Annotated in this window: 20 protein-coding genes; 11 read left to right on the top strand and 9 right to left on the bottom strand. The window is 29.9% G+C overall.

Annotated features, from left to right (window positions below):
- Nucleotides 1–151: 151 nt before the first annotated feature.
- From QEJ31_RS08310 to tilS, 5 genes are all read right to left on the bottom strand, one after another.
- Complete coding sequence (locus QEJ31_RS08310; RefSeq protein ID WP_280589291.1) at nt 152–1,327, bottom strand: PatB family C-S lyase; 1,176 nt, start codon at nt 1,325–1,327, stop codon at nt 152–154.
- Nucleotides 1,320–2,285, bottom strand: a complete 966-nt coding sequence (locus tag QEJ31_RS08305) for an HAD family acid phosphatase (RefSeq protein WP_280589290.1) — start codon at nt 2,283–2,285, stop codon at nt 1,320–1,322. The genes QEJ31_RS08310 and QEJ31_RS08305 overlap by 8 nt, the downstream gene beginning before the upstream one ends.
- A 10-nt stretch (nt 2,286–2,295) precedes the next feature.
- On the bottom strand, nt 2,296–3,153 hold the full coding sequence (gene folP / locus QEJ31_RS08300; protein WP_280589289.1) for a dihydropteroate synthase: 858 nt from the start codon (nt 3,151–3,153) through the stop codon (nt 2,296–2,298).
- Nucleotides 3,154–3,246: 93 nt separating this feature from the next.
- The gene (ftsH, locus tag QEJ31_RS08295; RefSeq protein ID WP_280589288.1) at nt 3,247–5,202 is read right to left on the bottom strand and encodes an ATP-dependent zinc metalloprotease FtsH; all 1,956 of its coding nucleotides are present in this window, start codon (nt 5,200–5,202) and stop codon (nt 3,247–3,249) included.
- Nucleotides 5,203–5,345: 143 nt separating this feature from the next.
- Complete coding sequence (tilS, locus tag QEJ31_RS08290; RefSeq protein WP_280589286.1) at nt 5,346–6,398, bottom strand: tRNA lysidine(34) synthetase TilS; 1,053 nt, start codon at nt 6,396–6,398, stop codon at nt 5,346–5,348.
- 222 nt (nt 6,399–6,620) lie between these two features.
- Here tilS and QEJ31_RS08285 point away from each other — a divergent pair, with 222 nt between their 5' ends.
- A complete protein-coding gene (locus QEJ31_RS08285; RefSeq protein ID WP_280589284.1) occupies nt 6,621–7,820 on the top strand; it encodes an aminotransferase class I/II-fold pyridoxal phosphate-dependent enzyme in 1,200 nt (399 codons plus the stop codon).
- Here QEJ31_RS08285 and QEJ31_RS08280 read toward each other — a convergent pair.
- Entirely contained in the window at nt 7,810–8,709 is a 900-nt protein-coding gene (locus tag QEJ31_RS08280) for a hypothetical protein (RefSeq protein ID WP_280589283.1), read from the bottom strand. The genes QEJ31_RS08285 and QEJ31_RS08280 overlap by 11 nt on opposite strands.
- 246 nt (nt 8,710–8,955) lie before the next feature.
- On the opposite strand from QEJ31_RS08280, the gene QEJ31_RS08275 reads away from it, so the two are divergent.
- Nucleotides 8,956–9,306: a hypothetical protein gene (locus QEJ31_RS08275; protein ID WP_280589281.1), complete on the top strand. Its 351-nt coding sequence runs from the start codon at nt 8,956–8,958 to the stop codon at nt 9,304–9,306.
- Nucleotides 9,307–9,402: 96 nt separating this feature from the next.
- Here QEJ31_RS08275 and QEJ31_RS08270 read toward each other — a convergent pair whose 3' ends face one another.
- Entirely contained in the window at nt 9,403–9,618 is a 216-nt protein-coding gene (locus tag QEJ31_RS08270) for a hypothetical protein (RefSeq protein ID WP_158998939.1), read from the bottom strand.
- Between the two features lie 484 nt (nt 9,619–10,102).
- Here QEJ31_RS08270 and QEJ31_RS08265 point away from each other — a divergent pair, with 484 nt between their 5' ends.
- A complete protein-coding gene (locus QEJ31_RS08265) occupies nt 10,103–10,747 on the top strand; it encodes a hypothetical protein (protein ID WP_280589278.1) in 645 nt (214 codons plus the stop codon).
- A 50-nt stretch (nt 10,748–10,797) separates the two neighbouring features.
- Nucleotides 10,798–11,298 (top strand): hypothetical protein, encoded by a 501-nt coding sequence (locus tag QEJ31_RS08260; protein ID WP_280589277.1) that lies wholly within the window; start codon nt 10,798–10,800, stop codon nt 11,296–11,298.
- On the opposite strand, the gene smpB is transcribed toward QEJ31_RS08260, so the two are convergent.
- Complete coding sequence (smpB, locus tag QEJ31_RS08255; RefSeq protein ID WP_280589276.1) at nt 11,295–11,738, bottom strand: SsrA-binding protein SmpB; 444 nt, start codon at nt 11,736–11,738, stop codon at nt 11,295–11,297. The two genes, QEJ31_RS08260 and smpB, sit on opposite strands and share 4 nt — an antisense overlap.
- Before the next feature lie 112 nt (nt 11,739–11,850).
- Here smpB and QEJ31_RS08250 point away from each other — a divergent pair, with 112 nt between their 5' ends.
- The 6 genes from QEJ31_RS08250 (at nt 11,851) to QEJ31_RS08225 (ending at nt 19,262) form a co-directional block, all read left to right on the top strand.
- On the top strand, nt 11,851–12,714 hold the full coding sequence (locus QEJ31_RS08250; RefSeq protein ID WP_280589275.1) for a prepilin peptidase: 864 nt from the start codon (nt 11,851–11,853) through the stop codon (nt 12,712–12,714).
- Nucleotides 12,715–12,716: 2 nt separating this feature from the next.
- Nucleotides 12,717–14,729 carry a UvrD-helicase domain-containing protein gene (locus tag QEJ31_RS08245; RefSeq protein WP_280589273.1) on the top strand — a complete coding sequence of 671 codons (2,013 nt, stop codon included), beginning with the start codon at nt 12,717–12,719 and terminating at the stop codon, nt 14,727–14,729.
- 25 nt (nt 14,730–14,754) lie between these two features.
- On the top strand, nt 14,755–16,368 hold the full coding sequence (locus tag QEJ31_RS08240; protein ID WP_280589271.1) for a hypothetical protein: 1,614 nt from the start codon (nt 14,755–14,757) through the stop codon (nt 16,366–16,368).
- Nucleotides 16,369–16,388: 20 nt separating this feature from the next.
- On the top strand, nt 16,389–17,243 hold the full coding sequence (locus tag QEJ31_RS08235) for an MBL fold metallo-hydrolase (protein ID WP_280589270.1): 855 nt from the start codon (nt 16,389–16,391) through the stop codon (nt 17,241–17,243).
- Nucleotides 17,240–18,088, top strand: a complete 849-nt coding sequence (rsmI, locus tag QEJ31_RS08230) for a 16S rRNA (cytidine(1402)-2'-O)-methyltransferase (protein WP_280589269.1) — start codon at nt 17,240–17,242, stop codon at nt 18,086–18,088. The genes QEJ31_RS08235 and rsmI overlap by 4 nt, the downstream gene beginning before the upstream one ends.
- 76 nt (nt 18,089–18,164) lie before the next feature.
- Nucleotides 18,165–19,262 (top strand): hypothetical protein, encoded by a 1,098-nt coding sequence (locus tag QEJ31_RS08225; RefSeq protein WP_280589265.1) that lies wholly within the window; start codon nt 18,165–18,167, stop codon nt 19,260–19,262.
- Here QEJ31_RS08225 and QEJ31_RS08220 read toward each other — a convergent pair.
- Nucleotides 19,251–20,627 (bottom strand): hypothetical protein, encoded by a 1,377-nt coding sequence (locus QEJ31_RS08220; RefSeq protein ID WP_280589264.1) that lies wholly within the window; start codon nt 20,625–20,627, stop codon nt 19,251–19,253. The two genes, QEJ31_RS08225 and QEJ31_RS08220, sit on opposite strands and share 12 nt — an antisense overlap.
- Before the next feature lie 266 nt (nt 20,628–20,893).
- Here QEJ31_RS08220 and QEJ31_RS08215 point away from each other — a divergent pair, with 266 nt between their 5' ends.
- Nucleotides 20,894–21,853, top strand: coding sequence for a fatty acid desaturase (locus QEJ31_RS08215; protein ID WP_280589263.1), 960 nt, complete (start codon nt 20,894–20,896; stop codon nt 21,851–21,853).
- The last annotated feature ends 2 nt before the right edge of the window (nt 21,854–21,855 follow it).

Raw genomic sequence — 21,855 nt, 5'->3', positions numbered from 1 at the left:
GACATTATAGATAAATTTTTTAACATAAATATAAAAATAGAGCAAGGGTATTCTATTGAGAAATAGTCATATTTATTAATATTATTCTTTACTAATAATGCCTTATAATTTTTTTTATGAGTATTTTAACAATAAATAAAATTTACAAATTCTATATTAATATTTTTTCTATATTATCTAATGCTCTAGTTAATTGATTTATTGGGCATGCAAAATTTAACCGCATAAATCCTTCACCACCTTTGCCAAAACGAATCCCAGGGTCTAAAGCAACGTTAGCATTTTCATATATGAATTTTTTTAAATTAGCATCAGATAAATTCATATTTCTAAAAGATATCCAAGATAAATAGGTTCCTTCAGGAGAAACATACTGAATCATATTACTATTTCTGTTTGCCCAATTAAAAACCACTTCTCTATTTATTAATAAATAATCCATAAGACTATTATACCATTTTTCACCATATTTATATGCTGTTTCAAATGATAGCACAGAAAAAGCTGAAGGTAAGAATAAATGAAATCTATCTAATGCTTTGTCTAAAATTTTCTTATAATTGTTGTTTTCTACAATTATTACTGAACTTGAAACGCTTGGTAAATTAAAAGTTTTTGCCGGAGATAAACAAGTTAAAGTAAATTGTGCAATATCTTTTCCTAAACTCGCGAATGGAATATGTTTATTTGGTTTATAAACAATGTCACTATGAATTTCATCTGAAATTACAATTATACTATATTTTTTACATAATTCAGCTAGTTTTAGTAGCTCATCTTTTGCCCACACTTTACCAACTGGATTATGAGGGTTGCAGAATAAAAGAATTTTAGGTGAATTTTTTTTACACAATTCTTCAAAATTATCGAGATCAAAAGTATATTTCCCTTGTTCATTTAATTTTAATTCATTTATTAGTAATTTTCTATTATTATTTCTCACAACTTCCATAAAAGGAGGGTATATTGGAGTTTGGACAATGACTCCATCATTTTCATTAGTCAAAGAAAAAACAATTATACTTAAAGAAGTTACTACTGAAGGCGAATATAAACAATTATTACTTGTAACTTTCCAGTTGTGTTTTTTATATAACCAATCACCCATCCATTCAAAATGTGAACCTGAATAAATAGTATAACCAAAAAATGGATGTCTTGCTCTTTTTTCTATTTCTTGTAATATTTCAGGAGCACATTGAAAATCCATATCTGCAACATGCATAGGAATTAAATTTTCATATCCTAAAAATCTTTTTCTCCCATCCCATTTATAACTATTACTTCCAATTCTATTAAACTCTTCATCAAAATTATAGTTATTCATTTTGCTTACTCTTTTCAAAATTAGAAATACGATATATTGGGATTTCTAAGATAGGAGTAGGTCTCCCAGAATGTTGTGAATCTACAATTACATTGATTGCATTTCTAGCTTCTAATGCCATGTAAGCTAAATTTAAATATTCGTTTTCAAAATTTCCACATATTTCAAATTCTTTTCCTAATATTCTAATTTGTTCAGATTTAAATAATTGATCATCTTCAAATGGATTTAATTTTAATATTAAATTTTCATCTAATAAAGGGAAATTAAATTTTTTCAATTGTTCTATGGTTCCATGTCTCATAGAATGCCAATATCTACCGGTTAAATAAAATATCTCTAATCCATTATTATTTAAATTTTTAACAAATTCACACGAATCAATCATAATTTTATCGTATTTTACTAAAGTAACACCATCAAAAAATTTCTTTTTCCAAACTCTTTCAATTGAAGAAAATAAAGCCATTATTTGTTGATTTCTCAAGTCAAATCCTGAGTTTTCAAAAAGGTGAGATAAACTATATCCAATATGATCATAATTAATTTTACTAATTTTTTGCAAAAGACTTTTATCAAAATGCAGAGCAGCATCTGATGCTAACCATTCTTTAATAATTCCTATTGTCCGATAACCGACATCAAATAGCGTTCCATCTAAATCAAAAACACATATCGGTTTTTTCTTCGCTTTCTTAGCTTTTTTAATAATTAGACTCGATAATTCATCAGAAGAAATATCTCTAATATCCCATGTTTTTGGTTCAGAGCGATATATTCTACTTCTAGGATGCGGATGAGGTAATCCAATTGAAACTTGCTCACTAAAAAATTTATCGATAGCTTCTTTAATTGAAGTACAAGCCCTTTCTAGGATTGGATGATGTGAAGCATCAGTTTCCTTTTTGATAACTTCTATTTCATTACTAATAATGTGCCATAATTCGTTTGCATCCATATTTGTTACCTTATTTATAAGTTAGCTCTGACGGCATAACATGAGATCGGATTATTTTGACACCATTAGCAATACATTTAAATTCATAATCTTTAGAAATGTAATCTCTTTTATTAGGAATATCTAATTCTTTATGCAATTGACCAATAAACCATTTCCTTGATAAGCCAACAAGAATATTTTTGTTTAAATCTAATAATTTATTTATAAAAGTTGGTGATAATAATTCTAAATTATGCTCAACTGTTTTGCCAAAACCTATTCCTGGATCTAAAATAATTTCTTTAACTCCACATCTTTCAGCATAAATCATTCTTTCTTGCAAAAATAAAATGACTTCTTCAGAACAATCTTGATATTTTGGTGCATTTTGCATATTAGTAGGTTTCCCTTGCATATGCATAATAACATACCCTAAATTAAAAGAAGCCGCAATTTCTGCATTACTTATATTTCTTGTTTCATTATTACTTGAAATAAGTCCTGTAATTCTTCCTGAAAATTGATCATTAATAATATCAATTAAATTTTCCTGGGCCAGAGTATAGGTAACATTAGGATTAAAACTATCAAGACTTATTAATACATCATCTGGAATATTCTTTTTCAATTTTGATACAATAGGATAAAGTCTATCCAATTCTTCATTAGTAGATATTGTTTCTGCATATGGTCTTGTAGACACTCCGCCAATATCTAAAATTTTAGCGCCATGCTCAACAAGCTGCATTGCTCTTTTTATAGCAGCTTCCACATTGAAATAAATTCCCCCATCACTAAAACTATCTGGCGTAATATTTATAATCCCCATCCATATATGCTGGTTTTGAATACATAGATTTTTTAATTTTTCATCACTTTTATTCATTTTTTATTTACTCATACAGAATTGTTAAATAAAAAAACCTCACTATTTTTTAACGAGAAAAAATAGTGAGGTCAAAAGAAAAATGAAATAAAACTATGCAGGAGTTGGAGTGGTATTTAAAGAATTAATTCCAGCAGCATTATCTTGCTTAGAATTTTCACCTTCAAGACTGCCACTTAAAGATTTTTTCGCTTGCATTTCTTTAATTTCTTCTGCAGTAGCTGAGTTACCAACTACAGCAATGAATTCTTCTCCATCTAAAGTTTCAACTTCAAGCAATATATTAGAAACTCGCTCAAATACATCCATATGATCTACTAATATTTGTTTCGCAAGCTCATATTGAGTATTGATTATTTTAGACACTTCCATATCTATTTCGTGCGCAAGAGTTTCTGAGTAATTTCTAGATTCACCCCAATCACGCCCTAAAAATGGATTCTCGCTTTTTTGCCCAAAATTTATTGGCCCCAAACGACTCATACCAAATTGACAGACCATACGTCTCGCTAAATCAGTTGCTTGCTGAATGTCATTTGATGCCCCGGTAGTAAATTGAGAAAACTTAATTTCTTCAGCCGCTCTACCCCCCATTGCGAATGCAATTTTAGTCAGTAAATCTTCTTTAGAATAGCCGTAAATATCTTCTTTTGGTAAATAAGCAGTTACTCCAAGGGCTTGTCCACGCGGAATAACCGTTATTTTATGGACATTTTCTCTGGACTTTAAAAAGTAAGCAACTAAAGCATGGCCAGCTTCATGATATGCAGTTACTTTAATAGTTTCTTTAGGAAGAACCGCACTTCTTCTTTCAGGCCCCATTAAAATTTTATCTTTTGCTGATTCAAAATCTTTTTCAGTCACTCTCTTCATACCATTTCGAGCAGCCATCAAAGCAGCTTCATTACATAAATTTTCTAAATCAGCGCCAGAAAAACCAGGAGTACCTAGGGCTATACGCTCGACGTTGATATCCTCGGTATGCTTAATCTTTTTCATATGCACACCAAGAATTTCTTTCCGACCTCTAACATCAGGTAATCCGACCATTACTCGACGATCAAAACGACCTGGACGTAGTAAAGCAGGATCGAGAACATCTGGACGGTTAGTTGCAGCAATGACTATCACTGCATCGTTAGCCTCAAACCCATCCATCTCTACAAGAAGCTGGTTTAGTGTTTGTTCACGTTCATCATGCCCGCCACCAACTCCAGCGCCACGATGTCTACCAACAGCATCAATTTCATCAATGAAAATAATGCAAGGAGAATTCTTTTTCGCATTTTCAAATAAATCACGAACTCTAGATGCACCAACACCAACAAACATTTCTACAAAATCTGAGCCTGAGATGGTAAAAAATGGAACTCCAGCTTCTCCAGCAATTGCTCTAGCCAAAAGAGTCTTTCCAGTACCTGGAGCGCCCATCATAAGAACTCCCTTTGGAATTCTTGCTCCGATTTCTTGAAATTTTTTATGATCTTTTAAGAATGCAACTATTTCCGTACACTCTTGCTTTACTTCTTCAATACCAGCAACATCTTTGAAGGTAACTTTGTTAGCGCCATCGGTTTGTAGTTTTGCTCTACTTTTCCCAAATGACATTGCTTTTCCGCCAGCACCTTGCATATTCCGTAAAAAGAGAAGCATGAAGATAACAATTATGATAAGCGGCAGCCACATGGAAACAAAGTTTAACCAAGCACTTCCTTCATCAGGTTTTTCATAATTTATTGGAATCTTTTTTGAATCCATATCTTTGCGCAACTGAGCTCTTACGCCATCATCAGCTGGAGCGTAGGTTGTCACAACAGAGTTGTCTTTTAATTTAGCTGTTATTTCATCGCCACGTAAATTATCGGAACGAATACTGATACTCAAAATACTTTGAGGATCTCCTGCTGGTTTCTCAATGTAACTAAGAAATTGAGGATATGTTTTCTGAACTTCCTCGTGAGGTTTGTACAAAAATTTAAAAGTCAGTACAAATAATACTATAATAGCTGCCCACACTAAGGCAGCCTTCACCCAGGAATCTTTACCCATTCGAGCTCCTTAACTATCACTTTATTTAGCCTCACCTAATGAGTTAGAGGTTCATAAATTATTTATGCTTCTAAACAGGCGAACTCTACACCCTATAATACACTTTGCAACGTTACATCGGTAAGTCAAGGCACATTCATAATTCATTTCATGAATTTTTTTTGAATTACTTCTATGTCAATGTTATTATTAACCTTATTTAACTGGACAATCCAGCCCTGTGCCAAGTTAATATCCTTTTGTAAAAAATTACTTTTTTTAAAAATTTGTATTTCATGCAAGATATTCAATACAGCATTTCGGGTTAACACTCTTTTAAGTTCCTTATTTTTTTCAATTAAGTAGCTATATATTTCATTAACAGAAAAGCTTTCAATATTCCAATTACTATCTAGAGAATAGTTGAATTTTTTATCTTTAAACTTGGTTAACAGACAAGCAACATCTTGCGACAAAGAAACAAAAGCTTTTTCATAAGAAAGATTTAAATGACTCAAATGAGGTAATATATTATGCCTAATATAATTTCTGGCATATTTATCCGATTCATTAGAACTATCTAATCTATATTCTATTTTTTGTTCATTGCAATATTTTTGTAATAAAGAAAAACTTATTTCGGAAAAAGGTCTGAAGTAAACATCATTCTCATCGAATTCATTAATTCCAATTAAACCTTCAAGTGAACAGCCTCTGATTACATGCTGAAGAATAGTTTCAACATGATCTCTCGCATGATGCGCTGTTAATATAAAATATTTCTCGCATTTTAATTGTTTACTTAATTCAATACACAATTTGATTGCTTTACTCTTCCGCCAGTTTCTAGCAGTCTGTTGAAAGTTTTTTCCAACTAAATTTTTTTCATCATTATTAAATTTTTCAATGTAAACAGCTATACCATTTTTTATACAAAAGTTAACAACAAACTGTGAATCTAAATCAGATTCAACCCCTCTCATTTGATGATTAAAATGTTGTACAATAATTATAAAATTATTTTTATTTTTAAAATGTTTTGAATAGATGATTTTATTTAATGCGCTTAATAAACACATGCTATCCATTCCACCAGAAACTTGAACGTTTAATAGAATATTAATTTTCTCATTTAATCCAAATCTTTTATCTATAATATGCATTTTTTCTAGTAAATGGTATTCAAAACTATTTAAGGATTTAACAGAAAAAGTCATTTTGTCCTCTTATAAAAAACAAACACTAAGAATTTCAACTCTCAATGTTGATTTTTTTATTTTACTAGCTTTTAATAAGCTTCTGGTTATTTACTTAGTATTTTTAAAACTTACAATAGCCATATATATTTAGCTATTTAAAGTGTTGTTACCATAAAACTTATATAGAAAATGATTCCACCTTCATTTTCAGTAACAGAAATCTTTTCTAAAGGTATTGCAATGCAAATCTCAAATAAAATTGCTCAAAGATGGAATTCTATAGGTAAAAGTATTTTTTCAGAAATGACCTCCTTAGCTAAATTGCATAATGCAATTAATTTAGGCCAAGGTTTTCCCGACTTTTATGGTCCTTCAAAAGTAATAGAATCTATCTCGAAACAAGTTCTAACCTGTCATAACCAATATTCTCCTTCTCACGGAGAAGCTCAACTTAGAACAGAGGTTTCATTCTTCGTAGAAAAAACTACAGGAGTTATATACGATCCTGAAAACGAAATTACCATTACTAATGGAGCAACAGAAGCTATTTTTTCTGCTATAAATGCTTTTGTAAACCCTGGCGACAAAGTCTTAGTTTTTGAACCCGCTTTTGACTCATATTATCAAGCAATTGCCAATGCTGGCGGGCAAGTAGTACCTGTTAAATTACATGCACCAGACACTCCAATAGGAGTTCGAGGAGGGGGTTGGACTATAGATTGGTCTGAATTTGATGCTGCATGTGCTGGTGGCATTCAATTAGCTATTTTTAATTCCCCTCACAATCCTACTGGAAAAGTCTTTTCAGAAGAAGAACTAGATAGAATAGCAACTAAACTTTTAAAGAAAAATGCTATTATTCTGTGTGATGAAGTTTATGAAAACCTAGTGTATGAACCTTCTAATCATATTTCCATGTGCTCAATACCTAAAATACAGCATTTAGTTGTCAGAATTAGTTCTGCAGCAAAGACTTTTGGATTTACAAGTTTAAAAATTGGATGGGTTTGTGCACCACATAATTTAACAGAAGCAATAAGAATCGTCCATCAAGCAACAGTTTTTTGCAGCAGTGCTTTCATCCAATTAGGTATTGCAGAAGCTATGTCTGATCATAAATGGTTATATGGTTATTTGAAAGAACAAAAAGAGCAATATTTTATTAAAAGAAATTTTTTAAAATCAATTTTAGAAAGAGCTGGGTATATTGTAGGTAACACACAAGGTACTTTTTTTATAACTGCAAATTATGAAAATTTAGCTGGTGATATATCTGATTTAACTTATGCAAAACAATTGATGGAAACAAATCGAATCGCAACAATTCCTTTATCTTCTTTTTACAAACAACCTCCAAAAAGTTTACCTTGGATAAGATTCGCATTTTGTAAAAAAGAAGAAACATTACGAGCGGTTGCCGATTTATTCCTTAATCCTTAACTTTGATTCCCGTCCACAAATAAAAACTTTCTTTTGCCTGTGTCCTTAACATCAATTCACCATTGATAGAATTAATTCCAATTTTTTTCGCTAGATTTATTGGTTTTGTATCAGAGTAAATTAAATCAAAGTAACTAATTTCTGTCTTTTTTGCTAGCAATAAAACATCATTAGCATATGTATTTTCTTCCAAGTAACTTCCATGTAAGCTTTCTTTTTTTTCTCCACCTAAAGGGAGAGTATTAATTAAAATTATTTTATCATCTCTTTTTAACATTTCTTTTATTTTTGCATGATTTAAATCTTCAATATTGTATAATGCTAGTTTTTTTTGTTTTTCAATGAAAGGAAAATTACTTAAAGTCTTATCAGGTGTTCTTGTAAATACATGAATATGATTACATAAATTATTTGTTACACTTTCATAAATTACACTTATTGCAGCTCCTCCACCCCCTAGTAAAATTACACTAAAAGGTTTATTTTCTTTATTTAAATACTTAATCGATTCTCTAATCCCCAAAATATCTGTATTTTCTAATGCCCATTTGCCATGAGGATTTAAATAAAGAGTATTTGCCGAAGAAACACATTCAACAATTTCTGATCTAATCAAATCTTTATCTTCTAAAATTAAATTTTTAAAAGGTAAGGTAAAATTTGCCCCTATAAAATTTCGGGAGTTTATTAAATTTTTTACTAATGAAAGAAATGTTTTTCCTTCAATTACTTCTAATGGCAAATATATAGAATTTTGATGTTGTTTTCTAAACCAAGTAGAATGCATTTCGGGAGAGAGTGAATGCTTAATATTTGAGCCAAATAAAAAACAAAACTTTGTTTCTCCGTTTGGGATAAAAGAATGTTGCTCAAAAATCATTTTTTTCATATAAGCCTTTATAATTACTGTTATATTATATACTAGTTTAACTAAATTTTTAAGCACAAATGCCAAATTTATGTTAGGTGCGCAATGAGTCTTCTAAAATAAACTCAAGGTATTTTTACAGATGTCGATATAAAAGTGAAGCGCAATGTATACGCGTCGTGAAGATGCCTTTTGCGTTAGTCCGCGTCGAGATGACGCCATGTGGCATGTAATTACATCATCACCAATGATGAGAGAGGAATACTTATGGTGGTACGCAGAAGAAAAAAAGCCAGTACAGCAAAAAAAGTATCTGCTGGCAAAAAACGTAGAAAAACTACGAAATCAAAAGTAACTAGAAAAAAACGGAAGAAAGTTACTAAAACTGCTGGTAGAAAAACAAGAGCTAAACGCTCAACTAAAAAAGCTACAGGCACTAAAAAAAGAAAGACTAGACGTAAAACGTCTGCAAAGAAAACGTCTACAAAAAGACGTAAAACCAAAGCTTCTTCTACAACTAAAACTCGTAGAAAACGCACTAAAAAATCTGCAAAAAGAACAGCTAGAAAAGTTGTTGCAAAAAAGAGCGCAGATAAGCATCTCAAAAAAGCAGGATAACCAAAAAGTTTATCCTGCTCCTCGAATTAACAGATTTAGTCTGTCCTACCAAAACGGGAGCCTGCCAAAATCAGGCTCCTTCTTTTTTATATAATCTTAGGTCTCAGCTTGACTTCTTTCATTCCGACTTTTTAAATCGTCAGTTAATTTATTCAATATCTCAGATGAAATAGCTACTATGTCTTTATCAGCAAGACCATATGCTCGTAAATCCTTAAAAATATTTTCCGCAATTACCTTTGTCATATTAGCTGACGAATTATAATTTGGTGATTGGCTTATATTTTTAATGGTATTCAAAAGTGTGTGCATTTAGATCACTCCAAAAAAGATTTAAATATACTTCTTTTCACTTTTTTGTTCAGATGAAAAGAAATAATAGAAACATTTTCCCTTAAGCAAAAATCATGCCAATCAACTTACTATTTGAGATTCGCGACATTACTTCATTCAATAAGGAACAAATTTTCTAAGACTGTGTCATTTATGACCCACTCTTTGCAAAAATGTCGCAAATGAGAGACTCCCGCACTGTTAAGGGTTAACTCATCATTATTTTTAGGTTAGCCAAAAAATTGTTGTCGATAGATGTCCATAAAAAAGATCTTCTAGAATAAAGTGAAATTTCAATTCAAGAACGTTTTAAAGTCAACCTTCTAAACAAAAATTTCAGGAAGCCAAAAAATTGTCTTGACCATTGCGAGCTAAAGTCGCATGTATTTGTTGCTGAAAGTTTTTTGAGCTTGTTGTTTGCTGTATTGTAATTACTAAGATGAAAAGCCATCAAGGAGAAGCTATGGATATGCACGAACTGATAAGGCAAATGGAACGAGCTGAAAGAGTGTGGCCAGATGAAAGGCCTTGGGCGATTCAAGTGCTTGCTAGTTATCTACATGTACAACCACCTGAATTACTGAGTTTATTTCGTCAAATAAACCCAACTTTGGAAACAGAACGCGATCAAGTTCTTCCAGAAGATCTGCGCCTCTTGAAAGCTTATTGTGAAAGAATCATAGAGAGAAACTCTCAAGAGAGTTTAGAAGACAAAAGAAGAGAACAAGTTAGAGCCAGAAAGACTATCCAAACACTTTCACCAAAAATTGCTGAAATGATCGCAGCAAGGGATCATGTAAGAGCTTTAAACTCTTATATTTATTTATTAGGTGAAAGTGGCGAATATGCTTTGCCTGAAGAAAAAGCACAATGGTATGAAGAAATGGGTCGTTTGTGTTTAAAAGTCAAACGTCATCCAAATGAAGCTGCTAGATACTTTCGCTCTGCTGTAAACGCTCTAAGTCTACTTGAAGATGCTGATGGCATTCAAGATTTACTTGAAACATATGATGAAGAATTTCAAGGTGACGAAGCTCGTCGCTCTTGGGACTCTGTTATGTCTACCGGAAAGGAATCCCTTTCTAAATTAACTTGTAGTGTTAGTTAATCATTAAAATGAATGTAAATAGACCTTTATTCTCAATGATAAAGGTCTATTTGTCTTCGAGTATTAAGATTCAAAATTTTGCTAATTATAAAGGCATAGCTATGAAAAAATTATTTACTCTCACTGGTTTATGTTTTTCTACCGCACTTTTATTCTCAAGTTGTTCATCTACATCTAAAACCTACGTTTTACCAAATGAAGAAGACTACCAAGGTTACGAGATTATCGATGCTGTTGATAAAGATACAGTTTCATTAAAAGTTGATCAAGATGATAAAATAGCAGTTGTTATCAGAGACATTAGCACCACTTCGTATAACTATTTAGATCCGCGTTATATGAATTCAATGGTAAAGTTTGAAGGAAAAAGCAACTGCTGCAAACCGACAAGCATTACTATGGGGGCAAGTGGAAATTTAGTATATAAGTTTTCATTTATAGGCAAAGGAAAAACGGTAATTAAAATAATAGCCAGACACAAAGGCAAACTAATTACTGCTAATAGCTTTGATGATGATAAAGAATTTTCTATTAACTTGGAAGTAGATTAACGCCGCAGAGCCCTTTGCGCTTCTCGTTTCGCATCTTTATCTTTTTCGGAATCACGTTTATCGTGATTCGCCTTGCCCTTCGCAAGACCGATTTCCACTTTAACTCTATTATTATCATCAAAATATAATTCTAAAGGAATTAAAGTGTACCCTTTTTGGCGAGTAGCAGTATCGAGTTTTTCTATTTCTTTTCTTTTTAATAGGAGGCGTCTGTCACGCCGTTCAGCATGATTTAGATAGCTCGCATTTTTAAGAGTCGGAATATAAGTATTGACGAGCCACGCTTGTCCTTCACGAACCAAAGCATATCCCTCAACAACACTGCCATGCCCTCCTCTTAAGACTTTTACTTCACTTCCTTTTAGACTAAGACCAGCTTCATATTTTTCTTCTATATAATAGTCATGCCAAGCTTTTCGATTTTTGGAGATTGATTTCATGTTCTTCTCGTGTTCAATTCATTAAGATAGTTTACATCAAATAAAATTGAGTTTCTAAACTATCGAATAAGAATAGTTGATAGATATTTATAATTTTGTCAAGGAAAAATACATGCCTATAGATTTAAGTACACTAAATATAATTTTTGGGATTTTTGTATTCTTGTTTGGAATATCGATTGGCAGTTTTTTAAATGTTGTAGCCTATCGATTACCTTTAAATATTTCTATAGTTAGTCCAAGAAGTTTTTGTCCAAATTGCAAAAATACCGTACCAAATTTTGCTTTAATACCAGTACTTGGATATATACTAACTCATTCTAAATGCAATAAATGCAATTATAAAATTCCTATTACTTATCCACTTGTCGAGCTTTTAACAGGAATATTGACTCTTATTATTTTTTTTAGATTTTTAACACCAACTAATGTTTTAGAAGCCTTACCTTCTTTTATTACTAATGAAACATTTCAATTTGGAAAATTTCATTATAACAATTTTGTTCCTTTTTTTGTTTCGTTATGGTTACTATATACAGGAATTCCTTTATCAATAATTGATTTAAAATATAGAATATTACCAAATAAAATAATTTATCCAGGTATCATTATAGGTTTTATTATAAGCTGTTTAAATCACAACTTAGGATGGTCTGGAAGTTTAATTGGAATTTTTACTGGAGCAGGAGGACTATTTTTCATAGCAAAAACTTATGAACTGTTAAGAAAGAGACAAGGTATCGGAATGGGTGATGTAAAATATTTAGGTTTTATTGGTGCAGTTTTGGGGTGGAAAGGGGTTATTTTTACTTTATTTTATGCAAGCATTTTAGGAGCCATTGTAGGTATTATCTGGGGTATTTCATCGCGAAAAGGTTTATCAACTGCAATACCATTTGGACCTTTTTTAGCTACAGCAGCTTTAGCAATAAGTACTTATGGCGATGAAATTCTTTCAATTATTTTTAAATTTTAATCATGCAAAATATTATAAATTCATTAAACAAAGAACAAAAAGAAGCCGTAACCAATATCGAGGGAGCTTGTTTAGTTCTTGCCGGTGCTGGAACAGGAAAAACTAAAGTTATAACTTCAAGAATAGCTTGGATGATTCATTCAGGTATAAAACCTGAAAAAATTGTTGCTGTTAGTTTTACTAATAAAGCTGCAAAAGAAATGCGTGATAGACTTGGATTGTTAGTTGGTGAAAAATGTGCGAAAAAAGTTGAATTGTCTACATTTCATTCATTTGCTTTAAAAATTTTAAGGCAATTCTATTCTGAATTTAATTTGCAAAAAAATTTTTCAATTTGCGATGAAAATGAAAGCATAAATTTAATAAAAGAATCAATTAAAGAGTTTAATTTAGAAGAAATAATTTCTTTTGAAAATGCTGCTCAAAAAATTTCTGAATATAAAGATAAATTATTTCGTGATGAAGAATTTAAAAAACAAAATAATGTTTTTGATAGTAAAATATTTTGTAAGCTTTTTAACTCATATAATAGAAGATTAAGACTTTATAATTTAATAGACTTTGATGATATTGTTTATTTAACAGTAATTGGCCTGAAAAATAATCCTAATTTACTCACCAGTATACAAGAAAATTTTACTTATCTAATGGTTGATGAGTATCAAGACACTAGCTATTCGCAATTTCAACTCATATGTATGTTATCGGAAAAAAATCAGAATATTTGTGTAGTTGGTGATGATGACCAAAGTATATACTCTTGGAGAGGTGCTAGACCTTCAATTATTTCTGACTTCCTAAAACAATATCCAACTGCTAGAAAAATAACTTTGGAACAAAATTATCGTTGCTCACCTAATATTCTGAACGCAGCTAATAGCGTTATCCGAGAAAATACTGAACGATTAGGTAAAGAATTATGGAGTGAACAACCTAATTTACATCCAATTATTCTTCATGCTTGCGAAAATGAAAGAGACGAAGCTATTTTTGTTTCAGATTCAATTTTTGAACTGAAGAAAAATATTTTAAATTTTAATTATGATAATATAGCTGTACTTGTCCGATCAAATAGTCAAACTTTATCTTTAGAACAAGTTTTTATTGAAAAAAGTATCCCGTATGTTGTCCATGGGGGTGCCCAATTTTTTGATAGAAAAGAAGTAAAAGATGTTCTTTCCTACCTTAAATTAGCTTATAATAATAATGATTTAAATAGTTTATTTAGAATTATAAATCTTCCTTCTAGAGGTATCGGTATAAGTACATTAGAAAAAATAAAAGCCTCTTTTCTTCAAGAAAAAAGTCTAAAAAATAGCCGTGATTTAACAGATATTTTACAAAAGTTGGCGCATGAACATAAAGGTATTAAAGACTTTCTTGGGAAATGGGAAAATTATGGCTTTAAATTAAATTCTGCAACTAATAAAATAGAAATTTCCCAGACCTTAAAAGATTGTTTTGAATATATGGGTTTAAAAAACGAAATATTATTAACATCAAATAATATGCAAACCGCCCAATTTAGAATAAATGTTGTAGAAAGGGTTTTTCAAGTTATTGAAAAACTAGAATTAGAAAAAGAAAGTATTTCCGCAGTAGTTGATGCTTTGCATTTAGATAAAGCAAGGTATGATGTTGCGAAGGAAAATAAAAATAAGGTACAAATAATGACCATTCATTCATCAAAAGGATTAGAATTTCCAAATGTATTTCTAATTGGTGTTGAAGATGGTATCTTGCCTCATGAAAAAAGTATTAACCTTGAATCAGGTATTCAAGAAGAAAGGCGTCTTTTTTATGTTGCTATTACAAGAGCTAAATTTAGACTTTTTATCTCTCATTGTGGGTTTCGCAAAAAAGGTAAAGCAGCGGGTAAAGACGTTGAACCTAAACCTTCTCGTTTCTTGTCAGCAATTCCTAAAGAATTGGTTATTAAAGAAAAAACCGATCCAAACTCAGAGGAATCAAAAAGGATGGATGCTGCAAGAAAGTTATTTGAACTTTTTCGATAATCTTTACAATGAAAATTAATATTTTATGAAGCAAAAAAATAATTATTTAAAATATTTATTATATTTTATAACCGTACTAATAATTTCTATTTTTGGCATTTGTAGTTACTTTTTCTTAAATATGAAAGCAGAAACTCCTGCTTTATCAGAAATTGCTCAAAAAATAGGTCAACCAACTTTTGCATTTGCATTTAACTATACAACTGAAACTGACAAACAACTTTATTTATTTTCAAAAAATATTGGTTTAGAAAATAATCCTAGAACCCAGCAAAATTCTCCACCAACTGGAGAACTAGGAGCAAAAGGTTTTTTTGTTTTCAACATGTTTCCAGCAAATAGTGACAAAGCAATTATTGCTTTAGATAATATTTTAAAAGATTTTTTAACATCTTCTGAAACTATTGATGATAATGAATTTTTTGATCCTGAGCCAATGGGAAATGAAATAAAAGATACATATCTTTCCCAAGATAGTAACATAATAGCAAATAATGAAGAGTTAGTAACAGAAATTGAAGACAATCCGTTTTCAAAACCATTAACTCATTTAATAGAAGAATTATGGAATGGAAATACTTTATTGATAGGAGGCGTAACTCAATTACATTTATCGTTAAAAGATTCATTTCTTATTTCATTAGATCCTCTTATCAAAAAAGTAGTAAATCTTTCCTCAGATTCTTTGAAAAATATTGTGATAAATAATATTCCAATTTCAATTCAAAATTTTTTAAGTAACCATGCAATTGAATTATCTTCCGAATCATTAGATTTTGATGAATCTACAAAAATAAATCATTCTCAACTTATATTTTCAATAAGCGACCCATTAGAATTTTTAAATTCGATTTGTTCACAAAAAAATAATCCCTGGGATTTTTGTGGGCGTTTTAATTTTCAAAGAAATGGTTTTAGAAAAAATTTGGAAAGTTTTTTAGCACTACTTAGTGACGACTTTAAAATTAAATTGGATATTTATTGGACTATAACTGGGCACTCCATAATTTATTCAAATCAAAAACAATTTATAATTGATAGTTTAAATCCTAACAAGAAAATAGAAAGTAAAAATATATTGACTTCTGTATCTTCTTCAGGTGCAGATTTCCTTTTACCCACAGACAGTTCGAAAAAATATTCTAGCATTTCTTTTCTTTCAGATATGATTCAATCTCAAAATAAATTATTAGATTTAATAGAAAGAGTAAGAAAAAAATCGAGTGTTTTATCAGACTATTTTTCATCTCCAAATGGAGAAATCAATTTTAGATCAATTGAAAAAACAATTAATAATATAACATCTTACTCAGAAAGTGCTTCATTAACTTTAGACACAGATGGTGATAAACTTATTCCAAAAATTAGACTATATTCCCCAGTTGGTGATTTATTTACTAAACAAGGAAAAGAATTAAATCCAGAAGTTTTAAATACAATAAAAATATTTATCACTAAAACAATTTCATTTGGGAATTTTTTATTACCTCGAGGATTAGTTCCTTTACCAGGGCCATATCTCAGCAGAAATGGTAAATGGGTAATTATTCAATCAGAAATACCTGTGAAATCAATTGCACCATATTTAGAAAGTATTGATCCTTATGTCGATAGCTCAGAAGATTCTACAAAACTGTAAATAAATAACTCGGAGAAGCTATGAAAATTTGCACTCTAATTGGAAACTCACAAATGCTTGATGGTGGCGCAATGTTTGGTAATGCTCCAAAACAAATGTGGGAACAATGGATAAAACCTGACGAATTAAATAGAATTCCCTTAGCTTGTAATTCTTTATTAATAAAAAACTGGAATAATAAAAATATACTACTTGAAACTGGGGTTGGTGCTTTTTTTGATTCTAAATTAAAGGAAAGATATGGAGTAGTTGAAAAAAATCATGTATTATTGGAAAGTTTGAAAAAAGAAAATCTGACTCACGAAGATATTCATTATGTCATTTTATCTCACCTCCATTTTGATCATGCTGGTGGTGTACTAAGTGCTTTTGACGATGGTGATCCTAAACTTCTTTTTCCAAATGCAATTTTTTATGTTGGCAAAGAGCAGTGGGAACGTGCACAAAATCCTCATTCTAGAGATAGAGCGTCTTATATCCCGCATTTAAATCAATTACTGCAAAACTCTGGTAGACTAAAAATTATAGATAAAAATACTAATACAGAGCTCTATCCTTTCATTTCTTTTCGTTTTTCATATGGACACACGCCGGGATTAATGCTTACACAGGTAAACTTAAATGATGGTCCTTTAATTTTTGCCAGCGATTTAATACCAGGATTTGCATGGATGCATATTCCAATTTCAATGGGCTATGATAGATATCCTGAATTAGTAATTGATGAAAAAAGAGCTTTACTAGAAGAAATTTTACCTTTAAATGCAAAAATATTTTTTACTCATGATATACAGCATTCTATAGGGAAAGTATTAAAAGATAGTAAAGGAAAATTTTATGCGGAACCTTACGAATATCCAAAAGGACAAGAATGAAATCAGGAATACTTTATATTGTCGCGACACCGATTGGTACATTAAGTGATTTTTCTCCTCGAGCAAAAGAAGTCCTTTCACAGGTTGATTTTATTGCATGTGAGGACACAAGACATACTGGTAAATTATTACATTATTTCAGCATTAAAACACCATTAGAAAGTTTACATATCAATAACGAAAAAAACAAAATTAATTTTATAATTAATAAACTTCTAAATTCAGAAAATAAAATGGCTGCAATAGTGACAGATGCTGGTACACCATGCATTTCAGATCCAGGTTCTTTATTAATTGCTGAGGCGCATAGAAACAACATAACTATTCAATCAATTCCTGGTCCTAGCAGTTTGACTTCAGCACTTGCTGCGTGTGGATTTATCCAACCAAGAACTATTTTTTCAGGTTTTTTAGACCGTACAGCGAAAAATCAATCTCTTGAATATGAATTATGGAAAAATTCAGCACCTTGTATAGCTGTTATTTTTGAAAGTCCAAAAAGAATTTTAAACACACTAAAAAATTTGAATGATTATTTTATAAATGATGACATTTATTTAAGCGTTTCTAAAGAAATTTCAAAAAAATTTGAGGAACATAAAATAGGAACATGTAAGGAAATTCTTGATTACTATTCAAATTTAAATGAAGTTCAAGGCGAATTTGTTATCTGTATAAATATAAATGCTATTGAAAAAGAAATTCCTGATATTGAAACCATTGCGCTAGAAGCAATACATTATTCTAAAAACAAAAATTTATCCTTGAAACAAGCATGCAAAGATATTGCATTAAAATATTCTATTAACAGCAAAGATATTTATAATAAAGCCTTAAAATTATGATATTTTCTTGACATTTTGTACAGATATTTTATAATATTAATGTACGTATATAAAATCAAATCTTGCAGGTATTAAAGTGAAATTACATATTTTCTCAATTTTTTTTATTTTCTACAATTTAAACCTTTTTGCAGCAGAACTTTATCTTAGATATTCAATATCTGAAACTGGAGTAATAAGTTGTTTTCCATCGAATACAAAAACTAAAATTTACGAAAAAAATAAAATAGAAATAGTTAATGCATCGTGCGAACCATCGGCTGTTACTTTCAATAATGATATTCTTTATTTTGCCAATGATAAAAGTATTAATGGGAAACAAATATCATCAATATTTTCTTTAGATTATAAAAATAGTAACTTTATAGATAAAAATAATATTCACTTTTATACCCATCCAAATATTTTTCTTGTAAAAAAATTTGAAGACTTTACTCAAACAATTGATAGTAAATATATCTTAGCAACCACAAGCTTTGATCGCGACGATGAGAGTCTTGAACACAATTCAATACTTTATTGGAATGCGAAAGATCCAAGTATTGTTGAATTTTTGCAGGTTAAAAGTGAAAATAAATATTCTAGAAAAATAAGAAATTATTTAGAAAAAATCATCAAAAAACCTTACTTTAAAATTGAAGGTCTCACCATTTTACCTAATAATAAGTTAATTTTTGGAGTAAGAGAAGAAGGTGATTCATATAAAAAATTTGATTATGTTTTTAATTTAATTTCAGTAACTATTGAAGAAGAAAAAAATTCTAAATTATATATAAAAGATGATTTTACCTTAATGTATTCTTTTCGCAATAGTAAAAAATATGTAGACGAAGATGTAGGAATATCTTCGTTAACTTGGGATGCTGATAATAACTCAATATTAGTTCTAACAAGTTATGAAGAGCAAGAAAAAGTTGGAGCCTATTTATGGAGTTTGCCTCTTGATAACATTAAAAAGTATATTGACCCCATTCTTTTACTTTCAAAGGATAATAAACCATTAAAGTTTTTGCATAAGGCAGAAGGTATAACTTTTGTCAGTAAAAATAAATTATTTGTAATTCATGATGATGACAGAAGAATAATACCTGCAACTATAAATGGAAATATTTATCTCAGAAAGTCTCATGAAGCTATATATAATATAGTTGAAGTTGAAAAATTAAATAAGTAAATTTTGTTCAAACTTTATAAAAGGTATTTTTCCATTTTTTTCAGGGAGAATATCTTCAACTTTTTCAACTATCATCTTCACTGATTTTTCAAAATTTAAGTCCGCTAAAATTTTTTCAAATTTTTGTTTGCATTCTATAATAGATGTATCATTTCCTACTAATTTTAACTTAAAACAATCTTCTCCTACTAATAATTGTGTTTTAATTAACCCCTCAGAATAAATTACTAATGAATAAAATGACCAATGGAATATTTGTTCCTTTTTTCCGTCATTATTTGTAAATATAATTGGTTTATAATTTCTTCCAGAAACACCTTTAAATTGCAGATTTCCATATTTGTCTTCATATTTAATTGCAGAATCTCCTATATCGTATCTTATGAAGGGTTGACCAAAATTATATAAATTAGTTATTACAACTTTTCCTAATTCACCATTTTTTACAGGTTTGTCATTTATATCTAAGATTTCTATTAAGCACATATTCATGAAAGTTCTATAATCTTTATAAGAAGAGTTTTTTATTGCAATAGCAAAACATTCAGATGCACCATATGAATTAACAACTTCACAATCAAAAACTAATTGTATTTTTTGATAATTTTCATCCGTCAAGACTTCCCCAGAAAGAATAATTTTTTTCGGTTTTATTTTTAGCCTACCTAATTTTTTTTCTTCAATAAGTGAAAGAAAAACTCCGGGATATGAAACAACTTGATCTGGCATAAAATTATTTAATTCATTAATAATTTCATTTAAAGGTAAGATTATAGAAATTTCTTTTGTAGTATATATTTTTTTTGATAAATTTTTAATTAAAGTTACAGCAGCACTTCTGCCCTGAGTCATTCCTAGAATTGCTACTTTTGTTTTTAATCCTAAAATAAACTTTAAAGGTTTACTATTGTAGTAGAACATAGTCAAAATAAATGTTAGAAAATCTTTGAAATGTATTATAATAGGTAGTTTTTCTCCTAAACTTCCTGAAGTAGTAAAACAAATGTAGTTTTCTTTAAACCGTAATTTAGAATTATTTTCATCATGAATAAATTTCATGACTTCTTCATTTGAAACATATTTATCTGTATAGATATTAGAAATATTTTTTATAAAATCTCTTTTACTAGTAACTGGAAAATCTTCAATATTTAATTTTTCTATCTTTTCTAAATTTATTCCTTTTTCTAAAAATTTTTTTTGATAAAAAGTTGAATTATTGTATGCATATTTTACAATGTTATTAAATTTCCTTTTTTGATAGGCGTGAATAAACTTTGAATAAATTTTCTTATTAATTAGATATAGTAGTCCACAAAATTCCATGAATAAAATGTCGAATATGGTTTTTCCTATGAAAATCATACTTACCTCAAATTTCTTAAGCCTACCTAAAATTTTTTACTAATAATTATAGATTGATATTACTTTTGAAACTAAAAAAGTAAAGAATCTAGAAGTACATGAAATGCTTGTTTTTTTACAAACTCGAAGAAACCTCGTAATTTAAAAAAATATAGTAATTTCATATATTTACATTCTTTACACTTCTTTTACGTTATCTCTATTCACATTACGATAAGATCGTAAGTATAAAAGCTTTGAATTTTACTTAGAACCTTGGGGTTATTATGAAATTAAGAGAATCGTCAAAAGTTGTGAAGTTTAACTGGCGGAATTTTATTTGGATTTCTGCAGTACATGGCATTGCTCTAAGCTTGTGTTGGTATTTTTTTACTTGGCAGGCATTTGTAGTGTTTGTTGTATTCCACTACTTAACGGGAATGGTAGGAATAACTTTCGGATTCCACAGACTTATAGCTCATAAAGGTTTCCAAGCTTCTAAACCTTTGGAATATTTTGCTGCTTTCTGTGGCACCCTTTCCTGTCAAGGTGGGCCTATTTCTTGGGTTGGTCAGCATAGAGTGCATCATGCCTACTCAGATAAAGCTGAAGATCCACATGATATGAATAAAGGTTTCTGGCACTCTCATATTGGATTTATTTTCAATAGAAGAGCCGATTTAAACGATATAAAAGAAGTTTCTCATTACTGTCCTGATGTCGCACGAAATAAATATTATCAATTTCTTGAAAATTATATGATCCCAATTCAGTTTGCAGTAGGTATCTTGCTATTTATTTTAGGTGGATTTATAAGTACTTATTCATCTGCTACGTTTGATTGGTTTAACGCTGTATCGTTCATTGTATGGGGTATCTTTGTTCGTCTTGTAGCTGGTTACCATGTTACTTGGTTTGTTAATTCTGCAACACATAAATGGGGTTCTCGACCAAATAATACAAATGATGCTTCTAGAAACAACTGGTGGGTTGGAATTTTAGCTTTTGGTGAAGGTTGGCACAACAATCACCATGCACAACCAAGAGCTGCAAGACATGGTTGGAAGTGGTGGCAATTTGATCAAACTTGGATCATGATTTCACTTTTAAATAAATTTAAATTAGTGAAAAATATTAAGTTACCAGTTCAATCTATAGATTGCCAAATTGAAAGTGTGAAAAACCGCTCTCTTGAGTCTGATAATATAATTAAAGTTAATAATGTTCAACAAAACAAAGCGGTGTGATA

Source organism: Pigmentibacter sp. JX0631, from assembly GCF_029873255.1.
Classification (GTDB): domain Bacteria; phylum Bdellovibrionota_B; class Oligoflexia; order Silvanigrellales; family Silvanigrellaceae; genus Silvanigrella.
This window is presented reverse-complemented; position numbering and strand designations above follow the sequence as displayed.

Bases quoted from the DNA above. Each gene is read 5' to 3' on its own strand.
- QEJ31_RS08275 (WP_280589281.1), top strand. From the start codon at position 8,956: ATGGTGGTACGCAGAAGAAAAAAAGCCAGTACAGCAAAAAAAGTATCT.
- ftsH (WP_280589288.1), bottom strand. From the start codon at position 5,202: ATGGGTAAAGATTCCTGGGTGAAGGCTGCCTTAGTGTGGGCAGCTATT.
- QEJ31_RS08245 (WP_280589273.1), top strand. From the start codon at position 12,717: ATGCAAAATATTATAAATTCATTAAACAAAGAACAAAAAGAAGCCGTA.
- QEJ31_RS08310 (WP_280589291.1), bottom strand. From the start codon at position 1,327: ATGAATAACTATAATTTTGATGAAGAGTTTAATAGAATTGGAAGTAAT.
- rsmI (WP_280589269.1), top strand. From the start codon at position 17,240: ATGAAATCAGGAATACTTTATATTGTCGCGACACCGATTGGTACATTA.
- tilS (WP_280589286.1), bottom strand. From the start codon at position 6,398: ATGACTTTTTCTGTTAAATCCTTAAATAGTTTTGAATACCATTTACTA.
- QEJ31_RS08270 (WP_158998939.1), bottom strand. From the start codon at position 9,618: ATGCACACACTTTTGAATACCATTAAAAATATAAGCCAATCACCAAAT.
- QEJ31_RS08215 (WP_280589263.1), top strand. From the start codon at position 20,894: ATGAAATTAAGAGAATCGTCAAAAGTTGTGAAGTTTAACTGGCGGAAT.
- QEJ31_RS08280 (WP_280589283.1), bottom strand. From the start codon at position 8,709: ATGAAAAAAATGATTTTTGAGCAACATTCTTTTATCCCAAACGGAGAA.
- smpB (WP_280589276.1), bottom strand. From the start codon at position 11,738: ATGAAATCAATCTCCAAAAATCGAAAAGCTTGGCATGACTATTATATA.
- QEJ31_RS08265 (WP_280589278.1), top strand. From the start codon at position 10,103: ATGGATATGCACGAACTGATAAGGCAAATGGAACGAGCTGAAAGAGTG.
- QEJ31_RS08250 (WP_280589275.1), top strand. From the start codon at position 11,851: ATGCCTATAGATTTAAGTACACTAAATATAATTTTTGGGATTTTTGTA.
- QEJ31_RS08285 (WP_280589284.1), top strand. From the start codon at position 6,621: ATGCAAATCTCAAATAAAATTGCTCAAAGATGGAATTCTATAGGTAAA.
- QEJ31_RS08305 (WP_280589290.1), bottom strand. From the start codon at position 2,285: ATGGATGCAAACGAATTATGGCACATTATTAGTAATGAAATAGAAGTT.
- QEJ31_RS08220 (WP_280589264.1), bottom strand. From the start codon at position 20,627: ATGATTTTCATAGGAAAAACCATATTCGACATTTTATTCATGGAATTT.
- folP (WP_280589289.1), bottom strand. From the start codon at position 3,153: ATGAATAAAAGTGATGAAAAATTAAAAAATCTATGTATTCAAAACCAG.
- QEJ31_RS08235 (WP_280589270.1), top strand. From the start codon at position 16,389: ATGAAAATTTGCACTCTAATTGGAAACTCACAAATGCTTGATGGTGGC.
- QEJ31_RS08240 (WP_280589271.1), top strand. From the start codon at position 14,755: ATGAAGCAAAAAAATAATTATTTAAAATATTTATTATATTTTATAACC.